Source organism: Rhizobium sp. CFBP 8762, assembly GCF_014841565.1.
In the GTDB taxonomy this organism is placed as follows: Bacteria; Pseudomonadota; Alphaproteobacteria; order Rhizobiales; family Rhizobiaceae; genus CFBP-8762.
Map to the genome: position 1 here is coordinate 268108 of NZ_JACYUD010000005.1, position 26867 is coordinate 294974.

The window sequence follows — 26867 nt, forward strand, 5'->3', positions numbered from 1 at the left end:
ATGACCCAACTTTACAGGCCAGTCCGTGGCCGCAGCGTACCCATGCCCGGTGGCCAGCCCGATTGGCCGGAAGAGGGCAGGGCTATTGACCCCAACAGTGCCTATGAGACCCGTTTGGTTCTCGACGGCGACCTTGTGCCTGTCTCTGACGACAAGGCTGAACCCAAGAACGGGAAAACGCCATGAGCAACATTCCGGGCAATCTGACAGCCCCTATCTTCGCCTTCGACGTTCAGTCGGGTGGTCAGTTCGAAAACGCCAACCGCATGTTGCTGGTGGGACATGGTCTTGCTGCAGGCACGCTTGCCGCTGGCGGGATTGCAATCTGCAACAGTCGGACCGACGCTCGCGCGCTGGCCGGTGCTGGCTCCATGCTCGAAGCCATGTTCATTGCTGCTCGCCGCAATGCGCCATCGCAGGAAATCTGGCTTGGCCGTGCAGAAGACACCGGCACGGCAGAAATCCGCACCATTACTGTCGGTACTGTACCTCCTGCAGGCGGGCAGGGCGTGCTGCTGGTGACCGGTGAGCCGGTTTCGTTGACAATCAGCGCTGGAGATACTGCCGCCTCTGTAGCGGCCTCTCTGGCGGCTGCTATCAACGGGTATTTCAATCCGCTGACTGGCATGTCTCTGCCATTCACCGCGACTGCTGCTGCTGCTGTCGTCACACTGACCGCGCGCCATAAAGGCGTGTATGCCTCGGGTCTGGATGTGTTTATCCCGACGCTTGACACGGTCAACGTGTTCAACGGCGTGCTTACCTTCGCCACATCGACGCCGGGGGCTGGTTCTCCGAACGTTTCGGCGGTGCTTGCCGCCTTGAACGACGACGCCTTCGAGATGATCGTCAGCGCATTCGGGGACTCGGCCAACCTCAATTTGCTGAACGCATTCTTGTCCGATGTGTCGGGCCGCTGGTCCTATGCCAAACAGCTCTACGGCCATGCGTTCTATCCGAAGACCGACACGGCTGCGAACCTGACCACCGCCGCACGGGCGCGCGACACATGGCATCTGACCATGATTCCGCGTTTTGCCAGCGGTGGCTTTGCCGAACCCGATTACATCTGGGTCGCGGCGTTTGTGGCACGGGTTGCCGGTTGGCTGGGCGGCGGTTCGAACGGCGATGTATCGCGCAACCAGACCGGGCTGATTGTCGAAGGCATTTCCGCGCCGCGTGATCGCGCCTACTGGATGGATTACGCCACGCGCGAAGCCTTCCTGAAAAACGGCATGTCCACCTGGGCGGTCAATCGCAACGGCGATGTCACCATCGACAAGCTGATTACACACCAGCAGACCACCAACGGTGCGCCGGATACCACGTTCCGCGATCTGCAACGCCCGTTCCAGCTCACCTACGCGCTCAAGGCCTTCCGGGCGGCGCTGGCGTATGAGCACGGCAACAAGGCACTGGCTGACAGCAACCCGAGCAATCTGGCTGCAATCAGCACACCGCGCGATATCCTGGCCACTCTGTTTCATACCTATCAGGGCATGCCCGGCGTTCTGGAAAACGCCGATACGGCGCTGCAGCAGATCGTTGTGGTGCGGGATACGGATAACCCGAACCGCGTCAACGTCTCCCTGCCGCTCGACTTCGTCAACGCGCTCGACATCTTCGCCGGTCTGGCGCGTGTCTACAGCCAGTTCCGCTAATCCGCTTTAAGGAGCAATCACCATGGCCAATAATGATTACGGCGGGCGCATTACTATGCGTCTGTCCACCGGTGAATCGTTCTCGTTGCGCGGAACGCTGAACCTCAACACATCTGGCTTGTCCAGTGAAGCTGTCGTTAACCAGGACGGCAGTGTTGACCGCACAGGCACCCCACAGGCACGACGGTTTGAAATCACGTTCGCAGATCGTGGCATCAACCTCGACAAGCTGATGAGCGCGCCGCGTTTCAATGTGACCTTTGATGAAGAGTTCACCGGTGTGACGCACTACTTCACCAGCGCTTTTCTGACTGGTGATCCGCAAATCAACCGGATGACTGGCGAAGTGAGCGGACTGACCGGTTCGGCGGAAAATTATAATCGGAGAGACAATTGATGGGTACTGTTTCCGTCAAATTGTCTCGGACCTATACGGCCCACGAGGACGTGTTCGACACCATCGTTTTGCGTGAACCGACATACAAAGACATTTGCATGTCCGGTCTTGGCAAACCGCAGGAGTTGCAGCATACGCCAAGCGGACCAATGGTCGCCACGTATCCGGGTATCATCGATGCGTATGTCCAGCGTCTGTTAAAGTCGCCCGGTTACGAGTGCATTGGGCAGCTCAGTGCGCATGACACGCTCGCTCTTGAGAAAGAGGTGTGTGGTTTTTTTCTCGTTTCGAAAATATCGCCACCGTCGCCCGACACCTCGTCTTCGGAGCAGGCCTCGAAACCACAACCGTCGAGCGAATGACGGTTGACGACATCTTCCATTGGGCCGGTGAGTACATCGAGCATTTGAAGGGTAAACGCCAGTGAGCAATCGGGAAATCACAGCAACCCTTCGCATGAACGCGGTCGATCGCACAGGCAAAGCGTTCGGTTCGATCGCTGGCAAGATGGATCACTTGAGCAAACGCGCTGGTGCCTTAAACACCAGACAGATGGCAGTAGCGCGCCTTGCATCTGGTGTGAACGACAGCATGCTGGTCACTGCGGCGCGTTACGCAGGACCTGCGGCTCTTGGTGCTGCGTTTGTTTATGCTGGCAAGCAGGCCGCAACGTTTGAGCAGAACCTGTTTGGCATTCAGAAGAAGAGCGGCGCTACATCCGAGCAGATGGCGAAGATCAAAGACGAAATATTCGAAGTTGGTCGTGTCTTGCCTGTCAGCATTGATGAGATCACAGCGGCGTTCGAACGTGGTGCCGCAGCAGGTATCCCACTCGATGAGCTGGCTGACTTTGCCAAGATCACGGTGCAGGTGGCTGACGCCTGGGACACGACCGCTGAGGGCGTAGGCAATACCTTTGCCGGCTTCACGGCTGGCATGGGCATTGCGCGCAAGGATCTGATGGGCTTTGCCAGCCTGATCAACGATCTGGCTGACAGCGGCATTGCCGACGAAGTAGATATTGCTGACTTTCTCGACCGATCTGGCGCGACGTTGAAGGGTTTTGGCATGACGCCGGAGGAAATCGCAGGCTATGGCGCCGCGATGCTGAACCTCAAAATGCCTGCCGAGGTTGCCGCGCGTGCAATGAACACGCTGAGCAGCAAGTTGCTTGCCCCGGAAAACCTGTCCAAAAAGGCCAAAGGTGGCCTAAAGGCAATTGTTGGTGATGTGAAAGCTTTCAGCAAGCTTTCCGGCGACCAGAAGATGATGACGTTTCTGAAAAGCCTTCAAAAGCTCGATAACCAAAAGCGAGCATCCTATCTCGGTGCATTGCTTGGCGAGGGCTTTAGCGACGAAATCGCCCGCGTGGTTGCAGGCTTGGACGAGGTAGAACGCAACCTCGAAATGGTTCGCAAAAACAACGAAAAGCCATCGAACAGCATCGCAGGCGTTACCGAGGCGCAGCTTGATCTGTTCAACAAGCAAATGCAGTTGTTCAAGAACAATCTCGACGCTCTGGCCATTACGGCCGGCAATGCCGTCCTGCCAACTGCAACCGAAGTTCTGGGCAACCTGAACAAGGATTTCAGCAAAGATGCCGCCGTTCAGGAAGGCATGAGGAAGCTTGGTTATTCGTGGGTCGATCGTGCCATGTATATGAGCTCCCAAGACGATATCGACAAACTGGCGATGGCTGGCGGGTACAAAGATCCAGAGCTTGAAAAGAAGCACAGGCAGGGTCCACCGACCCCCTACAATTTCTATCGTCCTGAGTTCCCCGGCGGTGGCGTCAACGTCCCGGGTAAGAATGGAAAATATAAGGTGGCTGGTGATCAAGGTTTGCCCAGCGCCGACCATCCGATCCGTAAACGCCCCGATGGCAAGAAACATGGCTACGGTGAATTTCTGCCGCAGGGAAAAATTGAAGACGACGACCTCACCCGCCGTGACCGACCTGCGCCCGCCGATCCGCTGCAAGCTGCCAAAGAGTTTCAGCGCATCGAAAAGATGATCAACGATCCTGATCTGGCAAGCAAAGCAAATGAAGCATTGCAAAAATTGCGCCAAGGCGGCGAGCAGGCGGGTGAAGCCATCAAAACAGCGGGGCAGACTGCTGGCGAGACGCTGGGCAATGCGGCTGCATCCAACTTGCAGGGGCAGGCTGGTTCGATCGGAGCGGCCATTGCTGCAGCGGTCGCGCCGGGCATTGTAGCTGCCGTGCAAAATGCACAGCGTGCTGCAAACAACGGCGGGACGATGGGCGGCACGGTCAAGCCGCCTGCAGTCAATGCCGACACAGGCCGTTCAATGCCGCAATCACTCAGCCTGCCAAATGGCGGTGGCTCGATGCCCTGACCTAATGGTGGCAGTCAGCGCGTCATGTCGCTGAATTTCTGAAAGCTTCGATCATGCGTAACTGGCAAACCACATTGCTTCCCGCGTCTTTCCGGGGAGTGCCTTTCCACGTCGAAACGGATGATGTCCACGGTGGTCGACGGCTTGTTATCCATGAGTACGCGGGTAGCGAAAGCGCGCTGATTGAGGACATGGGACGGCTGACGTCGAACTTTAGTGTCACGGCCTATGTCATTGGCGATCTTGCCGATATCCGCTCGACCGCTCTATTGCGCGCTTGCTCGCAACCCGGTCCCGGTTTTCTGATGCTGCCTATTGGCGGCGGGATGTCGGCGCATCTGGAAGAGTTCACGCGCACACGCGAACGGGATCGGCTTGGTTACATCAGCTTCGACATGCGGTTCGTACCAGCATCGGAAGCTGCGGGGTCCGTTCTGTCGCTTGGTGATGTCAGCGCAGTATTTTCAGGCGGCATAGCTACGGCTGCCCTTGGTCTTGCGGGGTTGTTTCGATGACGGATCGTTCAGAGCTTCTGGCATGGCTGTCTGACCGCGCCAGCGAGGTGGTAACAGACGTTGATGACAGAAACGATGTGGCAAACCGCATTCTCGCCGCTCCGTCTCTGACAGCAGAGGCGTTCGCGCTTGAAGCCCTGCAATTGTCGCGGATCGTTGGTGAGAGCGTCACAACCGTCGAGCAACTGCAATCGCTTCGCCTGCCGCAATCCATGCTCGAAGGCGATACACGCAATGCTCTGACCATCCTCATCATGGTTGCACAGTCGATGGCGATTGGCCGGGTGTCGTGGCCGTCGCGTCCAGTCGCCCGCAAGGCCCGCGCGGCGTTGGCCGAACTCGGTGAAGCTGCACTGGCTGTTGCTTCGCCGCTCGGTCCCGATCTGTACGGATGGCTCACCACGCTGCTGCAGGTTGCCCTTCGGCTTCTGTCTGACATTGCTGCCAATGCCGCGCCGGTCGTGATCGTGCAGACCGGTGTTTCTCTGCCTGCAACCGTGCTGGCCTACCAGCTTTATGGCGATGCTGGCCGGGCAGGCGGTGTTGTCGATATCGCTCGGTCGGCAACGTCGATGATTATGCCAACCGAATTTGAGGCGATTGCATCCTGATGCTGGAAACCATCACCATTGAAGGCCTGCCGCCGCATGTGTCGATCTCCATGACCATGTCGGCAGAGCAGGCCGTGCGGACAGCAACGCTCGATCTGGCCTTCACCGGCAAAAGCCTGCCATGCTTGCCCGGTGATAAGACCCGGGTACTGGCAAGCGGTGATCTGGTTTTGACCGGGTATGTCCGCGATGTGAACGCCAGCCATGACATGACCAGCCGTACGCTCGGCGTCTCGCTGGTCTCTCGTACTGTGGACGCAACGGAATGCTCCGTCGTCCATCCAACCGGCGAGTGCATGGACAAGGATCTGGCGACCATCGCCCGTGAGTTCGACGGCCTTGGTATCGGCATCGAGGACGATGGCGATTTGCCGAAAGAGCCGCGTCACAAGCTGGCGACTGGTGAAAGCCTGTTTCATTCCATAGAGCGCCGTGCACGCGGTCGCGGCATTTTGATTTACGACACGCCGGAAGGAAAGCTTAAGCTCGCCACCAAGCCGCAGGGGACGCATGCGGGCGGCTTGGTCTTCGGTCGCAACATTCTGGCCGCTTCGTCGTCGCTGTCGGAGAAAGGGCGACATTCATCGGTCAAGGTCCGTGGGCAAAAGACCGAAGGCACAGGCAAAGGACATCTGCGCAGCCAATCGATTGCCAAGGATGACAGTGTTGTGCGGGATCGTCCGCTGATCATCCTGCATGAGGGTGAGGCCGAACCCGACCGCATGCGCAAGCGCGCCGAATGGCAGGTCAAGCGCGGCGCCGGCAACAGCGTGACGGCGCAGATCAAGGTCACGGGCTGGCGCGACGACAAGGGTAAAATCTGGTCGCCGAATTATCTTGTCCACGTCGAAGACGACATGATCGGCATCAACGGACTGATGATCATCAAGTCGGTTACGCTGGCGCAAGGCCCAGACGGGACCACCGCAGCACTGTCGCTTGCAGATCCGCGTGCTCTTGGTGGTGAGAACCCGCGTGGGAAAACGGCCAAGGCATACACAGCGCCAGGTGCTATCGAAACCGAACTGGAAGACGAATGAGCGGGACACGTTTTGAGTTTTCCGGCGATGTGGAAGAACGTGCCGGTCAACAGTTTGTCAGTGGCCGCGGGCGTTATGGCGATGGCTACACCAAAATCCACCGCATCGAGCCGCACGGTTTTGCATCGCAGCCTGTGAAGGGTGCCGCAGGTCTGTTGCTTTCACCTAACGGCAACCCTGATGAAGCTTATGTGCTCGGCGGTGAAAGTGCTGGACTTCGCCCCAATGGGCTGCCGGCGGGCGGGACGGCGATCTATGACCACAACGGCAATATCATCAAGCTGGTGGGTGAGGGCGCCGTGTTCGACTTCGGTAGCCGCACTGCCACATTCACGGCTGGCGGCGGCTGGACGATCAACGGGCCGGTCACGATCAACGGCAATCTCGATGTGCAGGGCAACATCACCTGCAGCGGCAGCAATCCGAACCACCATACCCACTAACGCGGCGAGGCTTCGATGCTCAAGATTATCCCGGTTGCGGAAGCAGCCGAGCCTTATCGCGCGCCCGATCTGGTGTTTGATGGCGTTGCCGCTGATCTCGTTCTCAACAGCCTGTTGCATGCTAACAATCCCGGCGACCTGCAATCGGAACAAGCCTTGGCGACACAAGTGCTGATCTGCCTGATGACCGACAGGCGGGTCGAAGCCAGTGAATTGCGAGATGGTGACACTAACCGTGGATGGATTGGCGACAGTTTCGACACCATGGATGGCGAGACACCGCTCGGTTCCCGTCTCTGGCTTTTGCGCCGGTCTGCATTGACTGACGGGATAGAGGCTTTGGCCGAGTCCTACGTGCGTGAAGCGCTGCAGCCGCTGCTCGATCAACAAGCGGTGGTTCGGGCTGACGTGACTGTCACTGCTGACCGCATTGCCAACCGACTGGACGTGACCGTTTCGCTCTACGGGCGCGATGGCGCGCAGGTCTTCAACAACCGATATGAACTCTTGTGGAGGCAATCCAATGGCGTGGATGGTTAGAACGCTCAGCGATGCCTCGGCCCGCGCGCGTGGCGCATTCCGGCAGTACATGCCGGGCACTGATTCGGCGCTCAAGAACAACTTCGTGACGGTGACCGCAAAGGTTCTGGCCGCGCTGTCTCACGAGTTCGAGTTGCGGATGAAGTATCTCAGCAGCCAGATGTTTCTGCGCACGGCAACCGGACAGTTTCTTGTCATGCATTGCGCCGACATCGGCATCTATCGGAAGGTGGCATCGGTCGCAGGTGGATCAATCACCGGAACCGGCACGCCGGGAAAGGTCTATCCTTCTGGCGTGCGGTTTCAGTCCGGCAACCAGGCTTACGTTTCCCTGCAGCCTGCAACGGCTGGCGACCAAGGCGCACTGACATTCATTGTCGTGTCCGAAGCGAAGGGCGCGTTGCTCAACCGCGACGGCGGCGGTCTGCTGGCGTTGGCTGATCCGGTCTTGTGGCCTGATCTGGCGACGCAATGGACCATTTCAGACGGAGGCATAGGTGGCGGCGCGGATGTCGAGGATGACGAGTCTTTGCGCTCTCGTGGACTGCAACGCAAACAGAACCCCCCAAAAGGCGGAGCACTGACCGATTACGAGCGGATCGCAAGATCGGTTCCGGGCGTCTTGAAGGCATGGGCGTTTCGCGTTCCGCTATCTCCCGGCGGCGTTGTGGTTCATTTTCTATTCGCAGGCCGTCCGAACTTCATTCCAACCAGCGCTGATGTTGCTGCCGTTCAAGCCGCTATAGACGCCGAACGTTTGATCCGGGTCGATGATAGCGTTGCCGTAGCGCCGATCCCGAAGCCGATCAATGTTCAGATCAACGAACTTGCAAACGACTCTCCTGAGGTCCGTGCGGCCATATCGCTGGCAATCAGCACCATGTTTCTGGAGCGTTGCCGACCCGGCATTGATGGCGACCCGTTCTTCGTTTCCAGATCATGGATATCGGAAGCGATATCGCAGGCTTCCGGTGAAGACCGCCACAAGCTGATTGCGCCAACTGAGGATATCATGCTGACCGGCGGAGAGTTCCCGACCTTGGGGAGCATCACCTATGGCGCGTAACAGCGGCACAGTCACCGTAACCAAGCTGGCGATGCTTGATCCGACGCCGTCATCTGCAGACACGATCAACGCATCGGCAGATGGCACGGTTTATACAGCCGACAAGGTCGCAAGCTTGGTGCTGGAGCAAAGCGTGGCGCAAACGCCGCCATGGGATGCACTGGCGAACCCTGTTAACAATGACCTTATCGGCGCAGCGTTGGCGATGTGGCCACAAGGTGCCGCATGGGGCTCGCCTGACGGGCAGGCCGTGCCGCTGACATCCATGCTGGCACGATTTACCCGCGTGCTGGTGGACTCGTATGTATGGCTCTATGCGCGTGCCTTTGGCTTGGCCCGCGAATCCACGGTTCAAGGCATTGTCGAACTGCTGGATGAATGGGAACTGGACTACGGCCTTCCGGGCGAGTGCGGTACATCCGCAAACACGTTCTCGGAACGCATCCGGGCACTGGCTGCCAAGGTCGCTTCGCAGAAGACGGTACACCCGCTGGATTTCCTGCGCATCGCCTATTTCTACGGTTTCGAAATCGAGATCGAAGAACCGGCAGTGTTTGAATGCGGTTTCTCCGAATGTGGCGGTGAGCACACCGTTGGTGATCCCCGTGAGGAAATCTACTGGATCGTTCACGTCCGCGATTTGGCTGTCGATTACTTCCGATGCGGCGAAAGCGAGTGCGGACAGGACCCGTTGTTCTCGTTGGGCGAGGCCGAACGCCTGCTTTGCATTCTTCGCTCTATCGCGCCCGCCTGGACGGTTCCCGTTCTGGCCTAACCAAGAGGCTATACGATGAAATACTACCCTCCGTTTGGATCAACAGATCCAGACGCCCATTACGTTGACCGCAATACTGCAGGCGCACAGCGCGGCTCGGCTATTCCGGCCAAAATGCCAGAGATGGTTCAGCGCGAAATCGTTGCCGTGATTTCTGGGTCTGGCATCGATCCGGCGGATGATCTGCAATTGCCTGCAGCCGTCCAGTCTCAAAAGATGAACTACACGGTTGCGGCAGGATCAACCAATGCGCTGACTGTCGCTTTGACCCCTGCACTGGAGTCTTATCAGGACGGTGTGCTTATCCGCATGAAGGTAAGGATAACCAATACCGGCCCTGCAACGTTGAGGGTTGGTACGCTGGCAACCCTCCCAATCGTGCGCGCTGACGGTTCGCCATTGCAGCGCTCTGACCTTATTGCCGATCAGGTTGTCGATCTGATCTGCACCGGCACAGCGTTTCAGGTGTCTGGTCTCAAAACCATTGATCTGCCCAGCCGTAACCTGTGGTCCAAAACCACGGCAGGGGTGGGCAGCTTCGTTGTACCTGTAGGCGTCTTCAAAATCTTTGCCCGCGTTGTCGGCGGCGGTGGTGGCGCAGCGGGTGTTGGCCAGTACGCAGACGGATCGGCCAAATGCTCGGGCGGCGGTGGCGCTGGCGGATATGCAGAAAAATGGATCGATGTTGTCCCCGGCCAGACCGTAAGCGCTGTTGTCGGCGCGGGTGGAGTTGGCGGTGCGGCAAGCCCGAACAACGTGAACAACAATGGTAGCCCCGGCCAGAATGGGGGCAGCACCACTCTGACTGCTAACGGCACCATTATCTCAGCTACCGGCGGGGAACAGGGTTCCGGTGCCACCACCGTCGCGGGTGGTTACGGGGGCATAGGCTCCGGTGGTGATCTGAATTTCGCTGGTGGGTTTGGAACCGATGGTGCGCCCGTAAATGGCGTGTATGGCGGTAACGGCGGCGCTGGTGCGTTCGGTGGTGGCGGTCGATCCGGCACAAACGGCGGGATCAACGGCGTTTCTCCCGGCTCTGGCGGCGGTGCGCACTACGGCTATTGGGCTGCAAACGGCAAGGGTGGCAATGGCGCGGACGGCGCAGTCATCATTCAGTATTAAGGGAACGGTCATGAAGTACGCGAGAATTGCAAATGACATCGTGGCCGAAGTGGTTGATCTACCCGACGACATGGCGGTGACAGATCTGTTTCACCCGGACATTGTTAAAACGATGTTTGAAGCACCAGCGGAGGTAGACCAAGGGTGGTCATACATCGACGGCGAATTCGCGCCGCCAACAGTTGAGGGCTTCGACCTCGACCAGCTCAAGACTGACTTGGCCGCAGCGGTTGATGCAGCGGCGGAAGTGGCCCGGCTCAAATTCATCACACCGGGTGCAGGGCAGGCCATGACCTACCAGCAGAAGGTTGAGGAAGCCAAACGTCTACAAGCTGCTGAGGGTACACCAAAGGCGGCGGATTATCCCATGCTGTCGGCAGAGGTCGGCATAACCGGAAAGACGCTGGTAGCCGTTGGTGAAACCATACTGGCAGCCTTCGCACAATGGCAGCAGGTCGGCGCGCAGATCGAAGGCTTGCGGCTTGGAGCCAAGGCCAAGATCGGCGCCGCTAAATCCGAAAAGACAGTCCGGGCCGCAGCTGTGGTTGACTGGCCGTAATCCAAACATTCAGGACACCCAACCATGGCTATGAAAACGATCAATGTTGGCGTCAAACCCAACGATGGGACCGGTGACCCTAATCGTGACGCGTTCATCAAGGCGAACGAAAACTTCCAGGAACTGTTCACGAAAGCTGCCGATACAAAGGTTACGACGGACGAGATTAGCTCTTCTCTTGACACGACCAACTCGGCGGTTTCGACGCTTGCTGCTGCCTTGCAAGGCGCGGCTGCTGGCAATCGGACAGCCGAGCTTTGGACCGCACTGTCTGCTAAGGCGCCTGATCGTGAATATCAGCCAGCGACGGTCCCGGATACTGATACCGGTACTCACGTCGATCCCGTTACAGGCGCCACCGTTCCGAACGCAGGCGAATACCGTGGTGCGCAGCAAGGCTGGCGCTGGGTGTCGGCGAATGCAAGCGCCGTCAAACGGCTCGCAGGCGGAACCGTCCTTTCGTCTCTATCCACTCATCGGTTCGCCGTGATCGCCGCAGATGGCGCGACCAGCGGGCTCATTTCCTTCACCGACCTGCTTACTCAAATTCTTGGAGAGATCATGCCCAAGCGATATTCATTCGATAATTCGCAGGTGGTTGGCACGTCTCCCGTTCGGCTTGTTCCAGCAGATCCCACCATCAAAAGCATCGAGATACAGCACCCGAGCGAAACTGCTCGACTGGCGGTCGCATTCGGTGGAAAAATGCCTGCCGTTAATGGTCTGGGCTCTTATTCGTTTGATGGCGGCGTTATCTTCTCTGACAAGGACCTTTCTGAAAATACCGGCGAAATATGGGTTGTATCCTCAGAGGCGAACACGCCGGTTTCCTGCCGATTTGCAAACACGAGCGGCATTGATCCAAACTCAGAAGCCCGCGCCATTGCTCATATTGCTCGATACACGGGGACGCTCAATAGTTCTCAATCGACCGCGATTAAGAAACTATTCAAGACACTTGATTCAGCGGGCCTGCTGAAAGCAGACCGTAAGCCGTTCTTTATGCCGTTCATCGCGCCCAACTCTGCTGACGGCTTGATGGACTGGGCAGGCGGTGCGGCAGCAACACTGGTTAATGCTCCGAGTTTCTCAGCCTTCGACGGGTTCACATTCGACGGCGCCACCAACTACTTGGATACCAATCGTGTTCTTGCTGCTATTGGCACGAACGCCGATCACACGTTGATGGTTGACGTTGGAACAACCGCCACACAAGCAACAACGAACGCTTGTGCCTTGGGAGATGCAAGCTCTCGTATCCAGCCAAATCGCAGCACTACCGCAGCTCGTTATAATTCGGCTTCTGCTACCGGCGATATCGCCACCGGCTTTCCGCCCGGCGGCCTGTTTGGCCTAACTCGCCGAAGCGTCGATGAATATGAGGCTTGGAGGAATGCTGATATCACGCTGACCATCGCAAGGACGGCGGGGAGCTTATCCTCTACCGTGCACTTACTTGCAGGTTGCGCCAACGGATCAAGCGGCCCGACAACGTTCTTCAACGGCAAGCTGCGCATGGTCGCTGGCATGACTAAGATGACCAGAGCCGAAGAAATTGCGTTCGCGCAGGCATGGGCCACCTTCAAGACTGAAATGGGGATTGTCTGATGGCTCAAACGTTCGACGCTATCATTTACGGTGGCACCGCTTTCGGCGTAATCGCGGCAAAGGCTTTTTCCACCCGAGGTAAGAGGGTCGCCATTATTGAGTGGACCTCCTCACTCGGAGGTTTGGCAACCGGCGGTCTGGGTATTACAGACGGCGTTCGTGACACGGCTTGGGGGCTGACCAAAGCGTTTTGGAATGCCATTGTGGCGGCTGGTGCGCCCGATGTAGAAGCGAACTCATTCGGCATTCCAAAAGTCTACAAGCCAAGCCACGCGAGAGCAGCTCTTGCCGGAATGCTAAACGGTGACAGCAACATAACGGTGTTCACCAATTGCTGGCTACAGTCCGTCAACGTCAACGCGCAGAAACTGATCACCTCCATTGTTACCGATGTTGATACTTTCTATGCGGCCGAGTTTGTAGACTGCTCGTATGAAGGCGATCTAGCCCGTTTGTCAGGCGTCTCAATGACGTGGGGTAGAGCCGAAAGCACTCAAACCTTTGCGGAACCGCACGCCGGGGTGCATCGTCTCGACCAAACCCTTACGAACGCCCGTGCTACCTCGCTTCGTGGCGATACGTTCAGTTCGTTCCAAATGCCACCGCAAGAGCTGGACGGGCAGGCCGATGCAAAGCTGATGGCATTCAGCTTCCGAATGAGTGTGTCGAGCAAGGCAAATCGGCTGCCATGGCCCAAACCAGCGAACTATCGCCGCGAGGATTTTCTCGACTGGATTGATGAGATCAAGACGCGTAACTTCACAAAGTTGTCCTCAATCACAAGCTACCAGATGGTTGGGACGGATTTCGGAAGCACGAACGGTGGCGTGGTATCGGGTCCGACAAGTTGGTTTTATCCAGCAAGGCGGGACAAGGCCGGTCGCCTAGCAGAATGGGATAAGGTTCAGTACAATATGGCGGGCCGCTACTGGACCGCTGCAAATGATCCTGAAAGCCCGGCGGCTTTGCGGGCGGACATGGCTCTATGGGGCCTTCCTGGTGACGAAAACCAGAACCCTGGTGAATATTACCGATACCCCGGTTGGTCCGCTCATTTTTACATCCGGGAAGCGTCTCGCATGCGTGGCCGCGTCATCATGACCGAAGCCAACATGATCACAGGCAGCGATCTGGCTACCAAGCAGCCGGATAGCATTGGGTGCGGTGGATACAACCCCGATGCACATGCTGCCAACACATACGCCTCAAGTGACCTGAAACGCTACGCCGAGGGCCGGATGTCGATTGATGCGGTAGCCGGGAACTATCAGGTACCCATGCGGGCGATACAGCCGCACCCGTCACAGGTGAGAAACCTGTTAGTGGTCGGATGCCCGTCCGTGACCCGAACCGTCATGACGTCATTCCGGATTGAGACAACCTGGATGATTATTGCGGAAGCGGCTGGCATCATCGGAGCAACCGCGCATAGCGCAGGAATACCAAGCGGCGACATCAAGTATTCTGCCGTTCTCCCTGCACTGGTCGCAGCCGGTGCCAAACTCAACCCATAAGGAACACACAATGACTACCCGCAAATTCGCAATCGTTGATCTGAAACTGGAACCGCCATCCGTTGTTTCCATAGAAGAAATCGAGCGCAGTGATACTCTCCATGACGGGCCTGACATGATGAGTGTTCCCATCCAAAGCAAATCGCCGGTCGCCATTGGCTGGGTGTGGGACGAAACTCGGCTGTACGACCCAGCCAATCCAGACGGGTGAAACATGCAGTTATCGCCCGGGTTCAACAAGAAAGTCGCAGTCTCGACCCCTGTCGTTATTCAGGGGAAAGGACCGCTTTACGGTAACGGCGAACAGATTTTCGCACAGCCGCACATCGCAAAGGATCCGCTGATCTACCTCAACCCCGATGGTATTGAAGGCCCGCCAATCTTGTCTATTCGACCGGGCCACATGCAGCTTGCCGCCTTGGTGGGGGCTGATGGCACTATTACGACTGACCAACGATTTGATGTAAAGGGAGCCGCACAGTATGTGATAGACACGATCTTCGTGCTCAATGCGACTGCCGTTCCGTCTGCGATGACCGGTGGGATTTACGCCGCACCGTCTAAGGGTGCTGCGGCTGCAATCATTCCTGCCACGCAAAGTTATGCAGGCTTGACCGGCGATCCGCACTCTATCCTCAAGCTCACGCCTGATATGGCGATACGGGAAGCGCCTTATCTCTACCTCAGCCTAACGACACCGAATGCCGAGCCGATCAAGTTCGATATCCTTGTCTACGGGTATGTGACAAAGACAATCAGCGATTAGTTAGTCCTCATCGGATTCATCAAGTATGGGCTTGATCCTGTGTCGCCAATAGATCCTGTGATCTTCGCTGAGCGACGTGAGGCCAAACTGAGCAACTTTTATCGCTAGAGCGTGGTCTCTTTGGCCTTCGTCTAAGTCACCGTTTTCGACCGCATTCTGTATTTGCTTCATCATGTCGAAGTTGGGAACAATGTCCATTTCGGGCCTCATTCGTGTGGGTTAAAATCTGTCTAAGGTAAACGCAGATGGCCACAAGTGAGCTTTGCTCAGGAGGCCAATCAACAACGATATGCCTACTGACACAAGTACTATGATCACCCTTTGCTTAGAGGGGCGTCTGCGGACCATCATGGTCATTCTGATCAATAATCGGAAAAGCTGTTCCATCTCGCCAGCATAGCGGGAGCGGGCACGGCTATCTACCTCAAAGGACATCGCTATGAATTTCAACAACTGGCTGCAAAGCCGGCTGACGGCACACGGCTATCCAGTCGGTGCCATTGACGGGATTGTTGGCAGCAAGACAATCAAGGCGCTCTATAGCTTCCTGTCGGCAACGAAGCTCACGGACGGCGATTTCATAGAGATAGCCGCGAAGCTGGATGCCAAACCGGAGACCGCGCCTACGCCTGTCTCTGGCGAAATGAAGACCAGCGCCAATGGTCGCAAGCTTATCGCTGAACACGAAGGCAATATGCTGACGGCCTATCAGGATAGCGTGGGTGTCTGGACAATTGGCGTGGGCCATACCTCTGCGGCCGGCGCACCCGTCGTCACCAAGGGCATGAAGATCACTGCCGCGCAGTCCGATGAAATCTTGTCGCGCGATCTGGCGAACACTGAGAAGGAAGTTCGCGACCTGCTCAAGGTCAGCGTGACGCAAAACGAGTTTGATGCGCTGGTGTCATTGGGTTTCAATATCGGCGGTACCGCGCTTGGCAAGTCAACATTGATACGCAAGCTGAACGCTGGCGACTGGGCGGGGGCAGCCGATCAGTTCCTTGTCTGGAACAAGGCCAAGGGCCGCGTACTCGCTGGCCTCACAAAGCGCCGCAAAGCTGAACGCACGCTCTTTCTCTCCAAGTAGGACAATCCACCATGGAAACCTTCAATCAGTATGTGTGGCCCGTTTTGGAGCCGCTGGTAACTCTGTTCGTCACCATTGTCGGGCCCGTTCTGGTGACATGGATTTCAGCACAGCTTATCGCTTTCCTTAAGATCAACAGCGAGGCTCGAAAGGCTGAACTGGAAAAGACGGTGAGCGACGCGCTGCATCGGTCCATCGCCAACGGACTGAAAGCCGCTGTCACCAAGTTCAAAGCGGACTCGGTGTCTACGGTCATCATCAACGCAGCCGCCGATTATGTCACAGCCAACAACCCGGATGCACTCAAGCGGTTCGATATCTCGCACGGCACGCTGAATGAAATGATCCTGTCGAAAGTGCCGGACGTGCTTGCGGGGATGCAGAAATGAGTATGCCGGGCGGGAACGTGGGTCCGGGCATTTGGATTCGGATACAGCACCGTTTCGGCCCGCGCATGACAGAGTGGTTCCTGGCTGCGGTAACAGCGCTGTGGGGCTGGGTGCTGCTGTTACCAGATGACACATTCAGCCAGCCGCAGTGGGCCGGGTTCCGGGCAATCTTCCGCGATGAGAATGTACTTGGCTGGACCATGGTTTGCCTTGGGCTGATGCGCATCGGCGGTCTGGTTGTGAATGGCGCCAGAAAGCACGTCACACCATGGATTCGGGTTGTGTCTGCGGCTTGCGGCTTCTTGATCTTCGTAGGCATCACCTACTGCTATGCGCTTTCCGGTGTGATCAGCACTTGGCTTGCGATCTATCCACCCATTGCCGTTCTGGAAATCGTCAATGCGTACCGTGCCGCCCATGATTCCGGAGAAAGCAATGCCATTATCTGATCTAAACGGCATGCATCCGCTTGCCATAGTTGCCTTCGGAATTAGCCTTGCAATCATTTTCGTGGCGACCCGCAGCGGTTACCTGAACGGCAAAGCGTCTAGCCCAGCAGCCAGTGCATCAACTGCCCAGGTTGCGGCAGTGATAGTTGATCCAACGGCGCTCAATCGAGCCTCAAGCTCGGTAGACAGCCTGACCAGTACGCTTGTGCGACTGATTGAGGTTGCCGAAGACATGCAACGCTCACAAGCACACATGGCGACCGAACTGGATCGTATCCGAGAGGAAATGCGCATTCAGCGAGAAATATTCCGCCGTTCAAATTCATGAACCCGACCCCGTGGCCCTAACCGGCTGCGGGGTCTTTTTTGCGTTTCGATTTAATCGATTATGCTTGACTAAGCCATTCATCAAATTGCGGCAAAAACTCAGGCAACCTAACTTGCCACTGGTCAGTTCGAGGAGGCTGAGGCTCAAGCCAAGCTCTGTAATCTAACCCTAGAACCGTTGATAGGCGGGCGTAGATAAACCGAAGAGCGTACGTCCCGTCCATAATTGGAAGTACTTCTAGAAATTTAGTTCCAGGTTGAGAAAATATCAAATGCGATAAACCGGCACCGTGCGGTCCCACTATCCGCTTGGCGCTGGCACAAACAACGACTTTCTGCCAAAGGGGCATCTCAGCAAACAGTAGAGTACTAAAACCCCGCTCTTTAAGAGACTGTTCAAGCTCGGCCTCGTTTACCATCGGACGTCTAAGTCCATCTCGACGGGATATGTAAATTCGTTCCGGACTAACGAAGCCGTCTCTCGCGGCAATTGCAAAGGCATTGGCCGACATTTGCTCGAACATTGGTCCCGTCATTGACCAGTGGCGTAAACCAGCGAAACCGACACTAGGCAACAATAGTCTTTTCACGAAAACAATATCGGACACCAGTTCAATTTGAGAATCTTGTAAACCAGCAAGCTTTACGCTTTCGAGTTCAAATCTTGGCCCGCCATCACGCATCAAGATTTTAAGGTTGGACGAGTCGGATAAAGGAACAATGCCCAGTTGCGGCATCCTATCTATAAGCCAGTGATAAACTCCCTTCGTTGCCATAATTCCGTTAACGGCATATTCAACTGTTTTACAATCGGACGGCTTTATCACAGGCATTGGGCGGCCATATGACTTTGCGACGGCACCGTCCTCGGACCACACCTGGCCGAAAGAGTCTACAAACACGTCCAACAACTCAATAGCACGTGGCGGAAGGGCGTTTTCCAGTCCCGATATAGAGTCGGAACAGGTGCTCTTCAGTGCATTCAGATGTTTTATATCGGTATCAGAAGACGCTAAAGCATCAAAGCGGCCAAACTTTCTGTCGTATACAGCGGTATTTGGAAGAAACTGTAGCGCGCTTTTTCGTCTATTAGCGATCTTTGGATGTAGCTTTTTCAGCGTCCTCAGGATCTCGAGCTGGAGCAGACGATCTTTACGAGCGACTTTTGCAACTCGAATTGCTTGCGGCAAATAGCCCGAGTCGTCTACTATTTTTGTATCGCCATTCAGGACTGACCAGGCTTCGGAAGCGTAGCCGGCCTTTAGTAGCGGACGGATCGTAGCGTAGCGAATGTTTGGGGGCATGGTGGCTTTGGCGGCAGTTTCAGCTGTCGACTTGACAGCTTCAACATCATTCATCGCCAAAGACGCCTCTATCCTAAGACCAAACAACCTCGGACGTTTTAAAAGACCGTTGAGGTCATTTGTTGAAGACATCACGTTAGACCATTCGGCTTTTGCAGCAAACTCCATGACATCTTTAAGCAGGTTCTTAGGCATAGGTTCTCCGGAAAGCATTCTAAAACAATATTTGTGTTAAACGTTGAGTACGCTACGGGCACCCTCTATCAGCTCAGAAATACCCTCTTTCAAAGTGACCTGCGGACTCCATCCCAACCGCTTTAAGAAAGTTGTGTCTGCTACCATTTCTGGCGGTTCACCTGGTCGAGGTGTCAGCGATTTTTCCCAAGGCTGATTGAAGCCACTAACATTAATTGCATAGTCAATGAATTCGGACAGTGGAACCGCGTTACCACTTCCGATGGGAACATCTTGCCAAGGGGCAAGGTCGGATCGTGCGTTTATCAAAGCTAAAATTGCCGAAGCAGCATCATTGACATGAACAAAATCACGCTTTTGATTAGCAGGAGTGGTGATAAGCGGCTTTGTGTTTTCAACAAGATGCAGGGCCAGCATAGGTATAAATTTTACCGGGTCGTCTCCGGCGCCATAGATCATCTGCATTTGAGTATTTGCAACGTTTGCTTGGATTTTACCTTGACTGACCAACAAATGAGCTAGGTCAACGAACTGACGTTTTGTTTGAGCATAAAGATTGACGTCGGGAGGCAATGTTGTAGCGGTATTTATAAACAACGAGCCGGGCCCCATTGCCTCCAATAAAGCGGTACTCAGCGTAACGTTGGTATCTACCATTGATACAGCAGTTTCGCGGAGTCGCCCCTGCGCTGCGGCTAAGTGGATCAACACATCTGGTGCCAAAGCCTTGACGTGGTGACCCGCTTCGACAGAGCTTTCGAACCGAACGACATTCCCTGGTTGGTTTGTTAATACTGAGGACATACGCGCGAGTAGCGTGACGTCTGCACCGTGTTCGGCCAGTACAGTTGCAACCGCCGTGCCGAGAAATCCCGTAGCTCCAGTCATCACTATTCGCAACGTGTCGTCTCCCAGTTCACTGATTACGCGCAGCCATATCTGCAAGAAACAGATCGATTTCCGATTCGCTGAGCGAGCCTACATTTTCGCCGGCTCTTCGCCGGTGAGACCAATCAACGATTCGTTCGAGTGTTCTGTCCAAGCGCCAAGTTGGGCGCCATCCAAGTCGTTGACGCGCTTTTGAGCAATCTAGGGCAAGCGAATGTGCTTCGTGAGCTTGCGCGTCTTTTTCAAGTTCCCAACGGGCGTCGCCTCCATAGAGTTCGACCATACGATCAACGATATAACCGACAGACCGGATATCATCTGGGTCACAGGCAAAATTCCAGCCTTCTGCCCAAGCGCTACCTTCCTCGTACAAGTGCTCGGCAATCCTTAGATACGCGCCGATCGGTTCGAGCACATGCTGCCACGGCCTAGTCGCGCTTGGGTTTCTTACTATTACAGGCTGGCTTTGTTCGAAAGCACGGAGGATGTCGGGGATCAAACGATCTTCTGCCCAGTCACCGCCGCCAATCACATTTCCGGCTCTGACCGATGCCACCTGGGGTGCATCAGGTGCGGTAAAGAAGGACTTACGCCACGAAGCGATCACAAGTTCACAGGCGCCCTTGCTGCTGCTGTAAGGATCGTGTCCACCCATTGGGTCGTTTTCCCGGTAACCCCATGGCCATTCGCTGTTCTCGTAACATTTATCACTGGTAACAGCGACAACGGCTTTAACCGATGGTGTAGCGCGTACAGCTTCTAGAACATGAACCGTACCCATTACGTTTGTTGCGTAGGTTTCCGTCGGGTTGATATATGATTTGCGGACGAGCGCCTGGGCTCCGAGATGCAATACTATTTCAGGTTCGGCTTCCATCATTGCTTGCTTGACTACATCTGCATCGCGAATATCGCCGACAAGCGATTTCATCCGTTTTGCGATACCCGCTTCGTCAAAATGGCTTGGCTGAGTTGGTGGGGTAAGGGAAAGTCCGGTGACTTCTGCACCCCAGTGCGTCAACCACAATGACAGCCAAGATCCTTTGAATCCGGTGTGACCTGTAAGAAAGACTTTCTTGCCGCGCCACCACGAAGCGCGTTCATGTTCTGCTGGAACCGTCATGCCCATACCTTCCAAGCTGCTTTTCCAGAGGCCCACAGAGCCTCAAGTGAATGCTTATCACGCAACGTATCCATAGGTTGCCAAAAGCCTCGGTGCTGAAACGCCATTAGTTCGCCGTCCTGCGCGAGCCCGCGTAATGGCTCTTGTTCCCAGATTGTAGAATCACCAGCAATGCGTTCGATAACCTTCGGCGAGAGTACAAAAAAACCGCCATTGATCATTGCGCCGTCACCCTTCGGTTTCTCCTCAAAGTTGGTGACTACACCGTCGTGCAAGCCCAAAGCTCCAAAACGACCCGGGGGATAGGCAGCAGTTAATGTCGCCAGTCGACCGTGTTGTTTATGGAATGCAAGGCTCGCGGTGATATCCACATCACCCAAGCCATCACCGTAGGTAAAGAAGAACGCTTCCTCATCGCGGACATGATCGGCTACGCGCAATAATCTACCGCCGGTCATAGATTCCTCGCCGGTATCCACCAACGTAACACGCCAAGGTTCTGCCCAACGCCGGTGGAAAACCATTTCACCGGAAGACAAATCTATCGTCATATCTGAATTATGAAGGGCGTAATTAGCAAAATATTCTTTGATCACGTAGCCTTTGTATCCGCAACATATCACAAAGTCTGTAACTCCGTGAGCTGCGTAGATTTTCATCACATGCCAGAGAATTGGTCGACCGCCGATTTCCACCATCGGCTTTGGCTTCAAGGAAGTTTCTTCACTCAACCGGGTGCCAAGGCCCCCCGCGAGAATTATAGCTTTCATTATTATTCCCTCGTAATAATAGTTCGCGCTTAATAAGAAATATATCCTGTCTAATATGTTTATTTATTAGATTTATGTATTTCTTACCCTCGACATACCACCTTAATAGTCTAATCGGATGATGCTATAGGAGAGTCAACTACGAATTTATTACCAAGTAGGGGTAGGTCAAATTTCAACTCTTATCATTCAGCATGCATTTTACCGGTGTTCACCGAAGGCTGGATGTAATATCCGTCATGAAACCTAGCCGAGAAGCAGAAACATCCGTCTTTTCGTTCTTGGATGCGTGTAAACGCTATGTTTTCCGTCCGAAATAGACGTGTTATCTCAGCTATCGTTCTGCATTCGCAGTAAGATCAAGTCCTGTTCCCTCAGCGGTCGCTGTAAACGGGAAGCATCTGACCATTCAGCGGTCAGCCACGTTTCGATTTCATCGTGCGTAATGAGAATAACGGGCATCGCTTTGGGGTGGATCGGCTTCACGACCTCGTTTGCATCCGTTGTCAGAAACCCAAATATCTCATGATCCATCGGCCCTTCCGCTTTCTTGCGCTGGCCGTGCCATTTGGTCCAGATTCCCGCGAAGAAAAACAGGGGGCGCTCTTCATTGATCGCAAACCAGCCTTAGTATCTTCCCACTCGCTGAATGTCGTCGCTGGCACCGCGCACCGGTTCTGCGGCCCCAGCCAGCGTCGCCAGTGCGAGGATGCGGTGTTGCGAATGTTGGTGATCGGCGGTCCTGCATATTGCGGCGGGGACGGCATACCCCAGCGCAGGTTGGCGAGTTCACGCTTGCCATCCTCGCCGATGCGAACAACCGGGGCAGGGTAGTCGGGGTAGACATCGAGCGACGGAGGCAGGTTGCCGGTCATATCGCGGAACGTCCGTGTCAGTGCGCGAATCGCCTCCTGATTGGTGCTGACATTGTAGAGATTGCACATGCGAACTCGCCCTCCGGTTACACAAGTTAACTGAGACTGCGGTATTTGGTTTCCAGCGGTAATAGCGACGCAAGTTCTTCACAGTGTAGACCAGTAAGGGGTAGAGCCCCATGGCTGACAGATACGGGGCTTTAATTTCTCAGGCGCAGTTCTGGTAGTGTGGCAAACGTTGTTCGCTGTGCTGATAGGTCAGATCTTGGGACGCATATACAATTGCCGCAAAATCAGCCTTTGTCATATGATCCGGGTCGATGCCTTGCCAATCTGACGCGGCTTGCATGCTGCAGATATCCAACAAGTTGGCCAGTTCTGTCAGTCGCATCGCGCGCGCCTCGGCTGCGCTCGTCATCAAAGAGCGAAACAGGCTCCCGATCAATTCGTGCCTCGTGTTTTTTTCGGCTAACATTACGCAGCCTCAAACTGGTTGGCGCTTATTTGAGAAAACGCAGTTTGATATAGTGGGCGATCGACGTTCAGCGCGGAACGCATATTAGAAAGAACCATTTCTGAAACTTCGAATGCGCCACAGCACACCGGATACTTTCCGTAGAGATCGGCGCGACCCAACTCATCAACAAACACCCCCGCGCGCTTGTACAGCCTTCGCATATGCGGTTCGTAGTTGCTGATCATTGTGTGAATGCCATGGGCCATTGCGCATTCACACAACGCCAGGAGCAATAGACTGAAAGCGCGGCCGGGCTCCACTTCTGGCAAGTCCCGTGCCAAGGCGTCTTCATCCACGCACATTCTCGTGCCCTCCCATATGCCAGGCTCAACAAGGTCAACAGCTTCCGGAAAAGTTTGGCGGAAAACATCGTACAGAAGCGTAGGGCCAGTCGTTGGCATCAGTCGCATGCCACCATACAGCTTGGTGCAACTATCGTCGCACCATAATAGGTACGCGGGATCAAGTTCATCGTATGTGTCGCGCTCATAGGAGTTTATGACCGGCACATTCCATCCAAGTTTGTCACAAAATACCAGTTTACGCAGCCGGAAAAACTGATCAAGCGTTTTTGAGTACCGTTGATATTCATGTTTCTGGACAATGACATACATAACCTTCTCCATCGCATTGTTGCGACTTCTCTAATGAAAGAAATGCTGCATTAATTGAATTACCTCATATGGGTCCCCTCATTTGCGGGAACGATGTTTGGATTGATAATCCGTAATTTGGTCGCTAGCGATACGGCGGCCGAAATGGAGGAACAGCCCAGTTTATATCGAGCCGACTTAATGTATCCTCGGGCTGTATGCTGCGATATCCCTAGAATTCGAGCTACGCTCTTGTGATCTTTGCCAAGTGCTGACCAATAAAGGCATTCAATTTCACGTCTGCCTAGAACAGGAATGGGGTCGGTCCCACCGTGTAATTCCAGTACGGCTTTCTTGTGAACGAGGTGCGCCAACTCTATCCAAGCGTCTCTGTTTGCGGCCAGAGTTATATCCCAGATATCCTCTGACGCTGCCGTGCTGAATGAAAGCAGTGCGCGCCGATTACCTTTGTCCCGAACTGGGATGGAGTAACCTTTATCACCTATATTGTGCAGCTTTGCGTCTTCGAAGAACGTTTGAGCAGATGGCGGAATCGTAACCTCGCGCCAGTCAAAAGGCATTTGCCTTTCAAATCCTTCACGAATGATGGGATCGGTCTGTATGTAATTTTTCAGGAGGTAGCATGATACCCATTCGGGCGGGTAGGTTGTCCTCACAAACGGTGCATCAAAAGTTCCTGAAACCGTTTGGGCGAGGTGGTATGTAACATAATCAACAGCATAGTTTTGCTGAATGAAGGTAATTGCCTCTTGAACACTGTTGCAACCTTTGGCTCTGTCGAAAGCTGTTTCGAAATTCGTTTTGACCGATCCGTTGCTCATGAAACTCCCCAGCGCGCTTGCTACGCTCGGTGTTTCTAATCATTAACCAGTGGTTTAGCCCCCTCATTTTGTAGGAGACCACAACATATTTTAGTCGATCTGAAATAAAGGCAATAAGTCAGCTAGCGTTTTTTATAGTCAAGTAAATATGCTATCAGTTGACCGTCAATTGCTGACAGGACGGGCGCACATATCCCCAAGACTGTTCCCTAAATGTAAGACCAAAGACGCCACAACTGTACGCCGAGCCCCGCTAACCCCAATAAGAGAACCACTGCAATAACCGTCGTTTCCAGTCTTGGCATTAAGGTCTCAGCAAATTGATTCGCAGGGAGTGCCGTCCTTATCGCGGTCCAGCGCGCCGCCCCATGGGCATTGATCGAGGTAGTAACGTGCTTCATCGCAAGATCTGATCTTGCTGCACGTTTTCTTCGGGCTACAACTGTAGGACTGCGCTAGTTCGGTTTGATTGATAGGCGTAGACGAAGCAATGACAGCACTGAAAATGATGTTTAACATTAGTTTCTCCTAACCTACGTATGGTTAGGATAGCGCGCCCAGGTTGTCTAGCGATTGCACCAAATATTTCCAGTGTTCGGCCAAGGCTGGGCAAGCCGCTCTTGTATTAGCACTTCGCCCGCGTCCCGTCCGTCATGCAGCCTGATGCGCACGAGGTCGCGCCTGTCGCTCGTACGGTCTTTCGATCCGCTGTACTGAAGCTGGTATCCATTTGCCATAAGACCGGCGAGGCGGTTCAGCGCTGCTTTGCCGGTGTGGCCCTCTGCTTTGCACTCTGGGCGCGATGTTTCCGGGGTATCGATATCGAGAAGACGCCACTTTTTACCATTCTGCCAGCCGGTATCACCATCGACCAAGCACGTCACCTTGCGCGCTGCACGGTTAGGTCCTGAACAAATCTCAATTGCGTGAACTGGGAGAGGTAACAGCGAGAGCAATAATACGATAGGAAAGACTTTCATTTTTTATGATCCGACAGAACGATAAGTCTGATCGGCGGGGCCCAGCCTAGCTGTAAATCGCGCCCTTTTTCCAAATACATTTCCGCAAAGCGCCGCGTTGAGCGCAAGTGCAAAGCTGCGATATGATCTGGATTGTAGAAGGATTGGGGTTCAAAATCTGTCTGCATCGTTAAGCCTCGCCTATGAGTGTTCTCATAATGTTCGAGCAACGGTCGGTCAAGATGCAGTTTAATCAGTACAGCACACTGTCCTAACATAAGTGTTGCCGACAGTCATGAATGCGTCGTCGGGGACAAGGCCTTGCTCTTTGAGGCTCTTGAGCTCATCTCGTGCCTCGTCTTGCGGCATAGTTCGGTTTAAAGCAACAGCGAACCACCGATTTGTTGCCAGATAAACTGTAAGCGGCAACGTTGAGTTTTGAGCATACCATGCTGCCTCATTGAAGTTGTCGAAACTCTTGATCTGTATGTACCGGTTCCCAAACGGCTGATCAAAGAATTGGTCAACCTTTACCCAGTTGTGATGTAGGTAACCAGTAACCCCATCTACCTCGACGCGATACCATCTGTCATTTACTTGAACTATCCGAACCCTGTCTCCATTATGAAGTGGCAGCGTCTTCTGTGCGTCCTGATTTTCGTCTACGCGAAGAAATTCTTTTCCTTTGGGAACTCTTAACACACCAGTCTTTGCGAGAGGTATTTGAAAGCGCGTATCCGCCGCCGCTATCCCGTTGCCTGGTAATGCTTTTGCTGCAGGCTCGGGCTGGACTGCGGCCACATCCCGACTAATTGTCGGTTGAACGGCATCAATGTCCAAGGTTGTTACCCTGTACTGAACCATCTCGCTTTTCGATAGGTAACGCATGTCGTCGCGCTCATACTGTAGGGATAACTGCAAAAGCGCGGGGTCTACTCCCATTTCGGTCAAGTACATCATTGTTTCGGCGGTTTGGTGCTGGATATACGATACAGCGTCATCGACCGACAACGCCGTGGTATCTGAAAAAGAAGACTTGTGAACGCCTATGGACCCAGTTTCCGCTCCGCGACTGATTCCCCCCATGAAGGCCAGCGCACAGGCAGAAACGCACTGCATTTCTCTAATCTGGTACGTGGCTAAACCCAATGAGCGAATTAGGCGCCCCAACTCAATCGCTTTCGATGGATTACCGCCGGGGGAGTTGAAGACAACGAATCCGGATTTATCACCCAGCCCCCTCACCAGGCTGAGGAAATCGGTGTAACTTTCGTTCGGCTCAAATACACCAGAAGCAACGATGAGTGTCGTTGTTGTACCAAATGGTTTGGTAGAAAAAGTAAGAGCTTGAGAAGGGGCTGCCTTCAACAAACAAACGAAGGCAGCCACTGCAATTAAGAACTTCCGATTGGCCATTGGCAGATGCCTTTTTGTCTTAACAAAACAGGTTCTACAGATGGCATATCAGTGAATAAGCGGCAATCCAGCCTGAGCCTCTTCAGGCATGTGGTATCTTGATTGTCTCACATTTTCTTTTTCGGCTTGATGACCGGTGTTTCCGCCCCGGCCCA

At 54.6% G+C, this 26867-nt stretch carries 32 protein-coding genes and 1 pseudogene; 22 read left to right on the forward strand and 11 right to left on the reverse strand.

The genetic code is table 11. The features are described from left to right. The 22 genes from IFT84_RS13650 (at position 1) to IFT84_RS13755 (ending at position 17231) form a co-directional block, all read left to right on the forward strand. Positions 1 to 186: a hypothetical protein gene (locus IFT84_RS13650; RefSeq protein WP_192120264.1), complete on the forward strand. Its 186-nt coding sequence runs from the start codon at positions 1 to 3 to the stop codon at positions 184 to 186. Next, positions 183 to 1661: a phage tail sheath subtilisin-like domain-containing protein gene (locus IFT84_RS13655; RefSeq protein WP_192120266.1), complete on the forward strand. Its 1479-nt coding sequence runs from the start codon at positions 183 to 185 to the stop codon at positions 1659 to 1661. Before IFT84_RS13650 ends, IFT84_RS13655 begins: the two co-directional genes overlap by 4 nt. A 22-nt stretch (positions 1662 to 1683) precedes the next feature. Next, a complete protein-coding gene (locus IFT84_RS13660; protein WP_192120268.1) occupies positions 1684 to 2058 on the forward strand; it encodes a phage tail tube protein in 375 nt (124 codons plus the stop codon). Then, positions 2058 to 2420: a phage tail assembly protein gene (locus IFT84_RS13665; RefSeq protein ID WP_192120269.1), complete on the forward strand. Its 363-nt coding sequence runs from the start codon at positions 2058 to 2060 to the stop codon at positions 2418 to 2420. Before IFT84_RS13660 ends, IFT84_RS13665 begins: the two co-directional genes overlap by 1 nt. Positions 2421 to 2481: 61 nt before the next feature. Continuing rightward, positions 2482 to 4416, forward strand: coding sequence for a phage tail tape measure protein (locus IFT84_RS13670; RefSeq protein WP_192120272.1), 1935 nt, complete (start codon positions 2482 to 2484; stop codon positions 4414 to 4416). Positions 4417 to 4469: 53 nt separating this feature from the next. Beyond that, positions 4470 to 4931 carry a DNA circularization N-terminal domain-containing protein gene (locus tag IFT84_RS13675; RefSeq protein WP_192120274.1) on the forward strand — a complete coding sequence of 154 codons (462 nt, stop codon included), beginning with the start codon at positions 4470 to 4472 and terminating at the stop codon, positions 4929 to 4931. Next, a complete protein-coding gene (locus IFT84_RS13680) occupies positions 4928 to 5542 on the forward strand; it encodes a hypothetical protein (RefSeq protein ID WP_192120276.1) in 615 nt (204 codons plus the stop codon). Before IFT84_RS13675 ends, IFT84_RS13680 begins: the two co-directional genes overlap by 4 nt. Further along, the gene (locus IFT84_RS13685; protein WP_192120279.1) at positions 5542 to 6582 is read left to right on the forward strand and encodes a phage baseplate assembly protein; all 1041 of its coding nucleotides are present in this window, start codon (positions 5542 to 5544) and stop codon (positions 6580 to 6582) included. The genes IFT84_RS13680 and IFT84_RS13685 overlap by 1 nt, the downstream gene beginning before the upstream one ends. Beyond that, entirely contained in the window at positions 6579 to 7025 is a 447-nt protein-coding gene (locus IFT84_RS13690; protein WP_192120281.1) for a phage baseplate assembly protein domain-containing protein, read from the forward strand. The genes IFT84_RS13685 and IFT84_RS13690 overlap by 4 nt, the downstream gene beginning before the upstream one ends. A 15-nt stretch (positions 7026 to 7040) precedes the next feature. After that, positions 7041 to 7565, forward strand: coding sequence for a phage GP46 family protein (locus IFT84_RS13695; protein WP_192120283.1), 525 nt, complete (start codon positions 7041 to 7043; stop codon positions 7563 to 7565). Beyond that, positions 7549 to 8631 carry a baseplate J/gp47 family protein gene (locus tag IFT84_RS13700; RefSeq protein WP_192120285.1) on the forward strand — a complete coding sequence of 361 codons (1083 nt, stop codon included), beginning with the start codon at positions 7549 to 7551 and terminating at the stop codon, positions 8629 to 8631. The genes IFT84_RS13695 and IFT84_RS13700 overlap by 17 nt, the downstream gene beginning before the upstream one ends. Beyond that, a complete protein-coding gene (locus IFT84_RS13705) occupies positions 8621 to 9406 on the forward strand; it encodes a putative phage tail protein (protein ID WP_192120287.1) in 786 nt (261 codons plus the stop codon). Before IFT84_RS13700 ends, IFT84_RS13705 begins: the two co-directional genes overlap by 11 nt. A gap of 15 nt (positions 9407 to 9421) precedes the next feature. Continuing rightward, on the forward strand, positions 9422 to 10531 hold the full coding sequence (locus tag IFT84_RS13710) for a glycine-rich domain-containing protein (RefSeq protein WP_192120289.1): 1110 nt from the start codon (positions 9422 to 9424) through the stop codon (positions 10529 to 10531). Positions 10532 to 10541: 10 nt separating this feature from the next. Beyond that, complete coding sequence (locus IFT84_RS13715) at positions 10542 to 11090, forward strand: hypothetical protein (RefSeq protein ID WP_192120291.1); 549 nt, start codon at positions 10542 to 10544, stop codon at positions 11088 to 11090. 24 nt (positions 11091 to 11114) lie between these two features. Further along, positions 11115 to 12698, forward strand: a complete 1584-nt coding sequence (locus IFT84_RS13720; protein ID WP_192120293.1) for a hypothetical protein — start codon at positions 11115 to 11117, stop codon at positions 12696 to 12698. Next, positions 12698 to 14212: an FAD-dependent oxidoreductase gene (locus IFT84_RS13725; RefSeq protein WP_192120295.1), complete on the forward strand. Its 1515-nt coding sequence runs from the start codon at positions 12698 to 12700 to the stop codon at positions 14210 to 14212. Before IFT84_RS13720 ends, IFT84_RS13725 begins: the two co-directional genes overlap by 1 nt. Positions 14213 to 14222: 10 nt before the next feature. Beyond that, positions 14223 to 14423, forward strand: a complete 201-nt coding sequence (locus tag IFT84_RS13730) for a hypothetical protein (RefSeq protein WP_192120297.1) — start codon at positions 14223 to 14225, stop codon at positions 14421 to 14423. Between the two features lie 3 nt (positions 14424 to 14426). Continuing rightward, positions 14427 to 14978 (forward strand): hypothetical protein, encoded by a 552-nt coding sequence (locus IFT84_RS13735; protein ID WP_192120299.1) that lies wholly within the window; start codon positions 14427 to 14429, stop codon positions 14976 to 14978. A 439-nt stretch (positions 14979 to 15417) separates the two neighbouring features. Beyond that, the gene (locus IFT84_RS13740) at positions 15418 to 16065 is read left to right on the forward strand and encodes a glycoside hydrolase family protein (protein ID WP_244651216.1); all 648 of its coding nucleotides are present in this window, start codon (positions 15418 to 15420) and stop codon (positions 16063 to 16065) included. A gap of 11 nt (positions 16066 to 16076) precedes the next feature. Further along, complete coding sequence (locus IFT84_RS13745; protein WP_192120301.1) at positions 16077 to 16454, forward strand: hypothetical protein; 378 nt, start codon at positions 16077 to 16079, stop codon at positions 16452 to 16454. A 65-nt stretch (positions 16455 to 16519) separates the two neighbouring features. Beyond that, positions 16520 to 16903: a hypothetical protein gene (locus IFT84_RS13750; RefSeq protein WP_192120302.1), complete on the forward strand. Its 384-nt coding sequence runs from the start codon at positions 16520 to 16522 to the stop codon at positions 16901 to 16903. Next, on the forward strand, positions 16890 to 17231 hold the full coding sequence (locus IFT84_RS13755) for a hypothetical protein (protein ID WP_192120304.1): 342 nt from the start codon (positions 16890 to 16892) through the stop codon (positions 17229 to 17231). The genes IFT84_RS13750 and IFT84_RS13755 overlap by 14 nt, the downstream gene beginning before the upstream one ends. Before the next feature lie 58 nt (positions 17232 to 17289). Here IFT84_RS13755 and IFT84_RS13760 read toward each other — a convergent pair whose 3' ends face one another. The 11 genes and pseudogenes from IFT84_RS13760 to IFT84_RS13810 form a co-directional block, all read right to left on the reverse strand. Then, positions 17290 to 18729: a glycosyltransferase family 61 protein gene (locus IFT84_RS13760; RefSeq protein ID WP_192120306.1), complete on the reverse strand. Its 1440-nt coding sequence runs from the start codon at positions 18727 to 18729 to the stop codon at positions 17290 to 17292. A gap of 36 nt (positions 18730 to 18765) precedes the next feature. Continuing rightward, complete coding sequence (locus IFT84_RS13765; protein ID WP_342212874.1) at positions 18766 to 19674, reverse strand: NAD-dependent epimerase/dehydratase family protein; 909 nt, start codon at positions 19672 to 19674, stop codon at positions 18766 to 18768. Beyond that, complete coding sequence (gene rfbG / locus IFT84_RS13770) at positions 19646 to 20740, reverse strand: CDP-glucose 4,6-dehydratase (protein WP_192120415.1); 1095 nt, start codon at positions 20738 to 20740, stop codon at positions 19646 to 19648. Before rfbG ends, IFT84_RS13765 begins: the two co-directional genes overlap by 29 nt. Then, positions 20737 to 21510 carry a glucose-1-phosphate cytidylyltransferase gene (gene rfbF, locus IFT84_RS13775; protein ID WP_192120308.1) on the reverse strand — a complete coding sequence of 258 codons (774 nt, stop codon included), beginning with the start codon at positions 21508 to 21510 and terminating at the stop codon, positions 20737 to 20739. The genes rfbG and rfbF overlap by 4 nt, the downstream gene beginning before the upstream one ends. Positions 21511 to 21840: 330 nt before the next feature. After that, a pseudogene (locus IFT84_RS13780) lies at positions 21841 to 22454 on the reverse strand (SOS response-associated peptidase). Positions 22455 to 22593: 139 nt separating this feature from the next. Beyond that, positions 22594 to 22860, reverse strand: a complete 267-nt coding sequence (locus IFT84_RS13785) for a hypothetical protein (RefSeq protein ID WP_192120309.1) — start codon at positions 22858 to 22860, stop codon at positions 22594 to 22596. Next, positions 22860 to 23516, reverse strand: coding sequence for an acyl-homoserine-lactone synthase (locus IFT84_RS13790; RefSeq protein ID WP_192120310.1), 657 nt, complete (start codon positions 23514 to 23516; stop codon positions 22860 to 22862). The genes IFT84_RS13785 and IFT84_RS13790 overlap by 1 nt, the downstream gene beginning before the upstream one ends. A gap of 59 nt (positions 23517 to 23575) precedes the next feature. After that, positions 23576 to 24337, reverse strand: coding sequence for a helix-turn-helix transcriptional regulator (locus IFT84_RS13795; RefSeq protein ID WP_192120311.1), 762 nt, complete (start codon positions 24335 to 24337; stop codon positions 23576 to 23578). Positions 24338 to 24649: 312 nt separating this feature from the next. After that, positions 24650 to 24856, reverse strand: a complete 207-nt coding sequence (locus IFT84_RS21800; protein WP_192120313.1) for an excalibur calcium-binding domain-containing protein — start codon at positions 24854 to 24856, stop codon at positions 24650 to 24652. A gap of 47 nt (positions 24857 to 24903) precedes the next feature. Continuing rightward, on the reverse strand, positions 24904 to 25212 hold the full coding sequence (locus IFT84_RS13805) for a thermonuclease family protein (RefSeq protein WP_192120315.1): 309 nt from the start codon (positions 25210 to 25212) through the stop codon (positions 24904 to 24906). Positions 25213 to 25545: 333 nt separating this feature from the next. Next, positions 25546 to 26712, reverse strand: coding sequence for a hypothetical protein (locus IFT84_RS13810; protein ID WP_192120317.1), 1167 nt, complete (start codon positions 26710 to 26712; stop codon positions 25546 to 25548). Positions 26713 to 26867 lie beyond the last annotated feature (155 nt).

What these genes read in the sequence shown, in the direction of transcription:
- IFT84_RS13650 (WP_192120264.1), top strand. Translation starts at nt 1, where the DNA reads ATGACCCAACTTTACAGGCCAGTCCGTGGCCGCAGCGTACCCATGCCC.
- IFT84_RS13655 (WP_192120266.1), top strand. Translation starts at nt 183, where the DNA reads ATGAGCAACATTCCGGGCAATCTGACAGCCCCTATCTTCGCCTTCGAC.
- IFT84_RS13660 (WP_192120268.1), top strand. Translation starts at nt 1,684, where the DNA reads ATGGCCAATAATGATTACGGCGGGCGCATTACTATGCGTCTGTCCACC.
- IFT84_RS13665 (WP_192120269.1), top strand. Translation starts at nt 2,058, where the DNA reads ATGGGTACTGTTTCCGTCAAATTGTCTCGGACCTATACGGCCCACGAG.
- IFT84_RS13675 (WP_192120274.1), top strand. Translation starts at nt 4,470, where the DNA reads ATGCGTAACTGGCAAACCACATTGCTTCCCGCGTCTTTCCGGGGAGTG.
- IFT84_RS13680 (WP_192120276.1), top strand. Translation starts at nt 4,928, where the DNA reads ATGACGGATCGTTCAGAGCTTCTGGCATGGCTGTCTGACCGCGCCAGC.
- IFT84_RS13685 (WP_192120279.1), top strand. Translation starts at nt 5,542, where the DNA reads ATGCTGGAAACCATCACCATTGAAGGCCTGCCGCCGCATGTGTCGATC.
- IFT84_RS13690 (WP_192120281.1), top strand. Translation starts at nt 6,579, where the DNA reads ATGAGCGGGACACGTTTTGAGTTTTCCGGCGATGTGGAAGAACGTGCC.
- IFT84_RS13695 (WP_192120283.1), top strand. Translation starts at nt 7,041, where the DNA reads ATGCTCAAGATTATCCCGGTTGCGGAAGCAGCCGAGCCTTATCGCGCG.
- IFT84_RS13700 (WP_192120285.1), top strand. Translation starts at nt 7,549, where the DNA reads ATGGCGTGGATGGTTAGAACGCTCAGCGATGCCTCGGCCCGCGCGCGT.
- IFT84_RS13705 (WP_192120287.1), top strand. Translation starts at nt 8,621, where the DNA reads ATGGCGCGTAACAGCGGCACAGTCACCGTAACCAAGCTGGCGATGCTT.
- IFT84_RS13710 (WP_192120289.1), top strand. Translation starts at nt 9,422, where the DNA reads ATGAAATACTACCCTCCGTTTGGATCAACAGATCCAGACGCCCATTAC.
- IFT84_RS13715 (WP_192120291.1), top strand. Translation starts at nt 10,542, where the DNA reads ATGAAGTACGCGAGAATTGCAAATGACATCGTGGCCGAAGTGGTTGAT.
- IFT84_RS13720 (WP_192120293.1), top strand. Translation starts at nt 11,115, where the DNA reads ATGGCTATGAAAACGATCAATGTTGGCGTCAAACCCAACGATGGGACC.
- IFT84_RS13725 (WP_192120295.1), top strand. Translation starts at nt 12,698, where the DNA reads ATGGCTCAAACGTTCGACGCTATCATTTACGGTGGCACCGCTTTCGGC.
- IFT84_RS13730 (WP_192120297.1), top strand. Translation starts at nt 14,223, where the DNA reads ATGACTACCCGCAAATTCGCAATCGTTGATCTGAAACTGGAACCGCCA.
- IFT84_RS13735 (WP_192120299.1), top strand. Translation starts at nt 14,427, where the DNA reads ATGCAGTTATCGCCCGGGTTCAACAAGAAAGTCGCAGTCTCGACCCCT.
- IFT84_RS13740 (WP_244651216.1), top strand. Translation starts at nt 15,418, where the DNA reads ATGAATTTCAACAACTGGCTGCAAAGCCGGCTGACGGCACACGGCTAT.
- IFT84_RS13745 (WP_192120301.1), top strand. Translation starts at nt 16,077, where the DNA reads ATGGAAACCTTCAATCAGTATGTGTGGCCCGTTTTGGAGCCGCTGGTA.
- IFT84_RS13750 (WP_192120302.1), top strand. Translation starts at nt 16,520, where the DNA reads ATGACAGAGTGGTTCCTGGCTGCGGTAACAGCGCTGTGGGGCTGGGTG.
- IFT84_RS13755 (WP_192120304.1), top strand. Translation starts at nt 16,890, where the DNA reads ATGCCATTATCTGATCTAAACGGCATGCATCCGCTTGCCATAGTTGCC.
- IFT84_RS13760 (WP_192120306.1), bottom strand. Translation starts at nt 18,729, where the DNA reads ATGCCTAAGAACCTGCTTAAAGATGTCATGGAGTTTGCTGCAAAAGCC.
- rfbG (WP_192120415.1), bottom strand. Translation starts at nt 20,740, where the DNA reads ATGACGGTTCCAGCAGAACATGAACGCGCTTCGTGGTGGCGCGGCAAG.
- rfbF (WP_192120308.1), bottom strand. Translation starts at nt 21,510, where the DNA reads ATGAAAGCTATAATTCTCGCGGGGGGCCTTGGCACCCGGTTGAGTGAA.
- IFT84_RS13785 (WP_192120309.1), bottom strand. Translation starts at nt 22,860, where the DNA reads ATGTTAGCCGAAAAAAACACGAGGCACGAATTGATCGGGAGCCTGTTT.
- IFT84_RS13790 (WP_192120310.1), bottom strand. Translation starts at nt 23,516, where the DNA reads ATGTATGTCATTGTCCAGAAACATGAATATCAACGGTACTCAAAAACG.
- IFT84_RS13795 (WP_192120311.1), bottom strand. Translation starts at nt 24,337, where the DNA reads ATGAGCAACGGATCGGTCAAAACGAATTTCGAAACAGCTTTCGACAGA.
- IFT84_RS21800 (WP_192120313.1), bottom strand. Translation starts at nt 24,856, where the DNA reads ATGTTAAACATCATTTTCAGTGCTGTCATTGCTTCGTCTACGCCTATC.
- IFT84_RS13810 (WP_192120317.1), bottom strand. Translation starts at nt 26,712, where the DNA reads ATGGCCAATCGGAAGTTCTTAATTGCAGTGGCTGCCTTCGTTTGTTTG.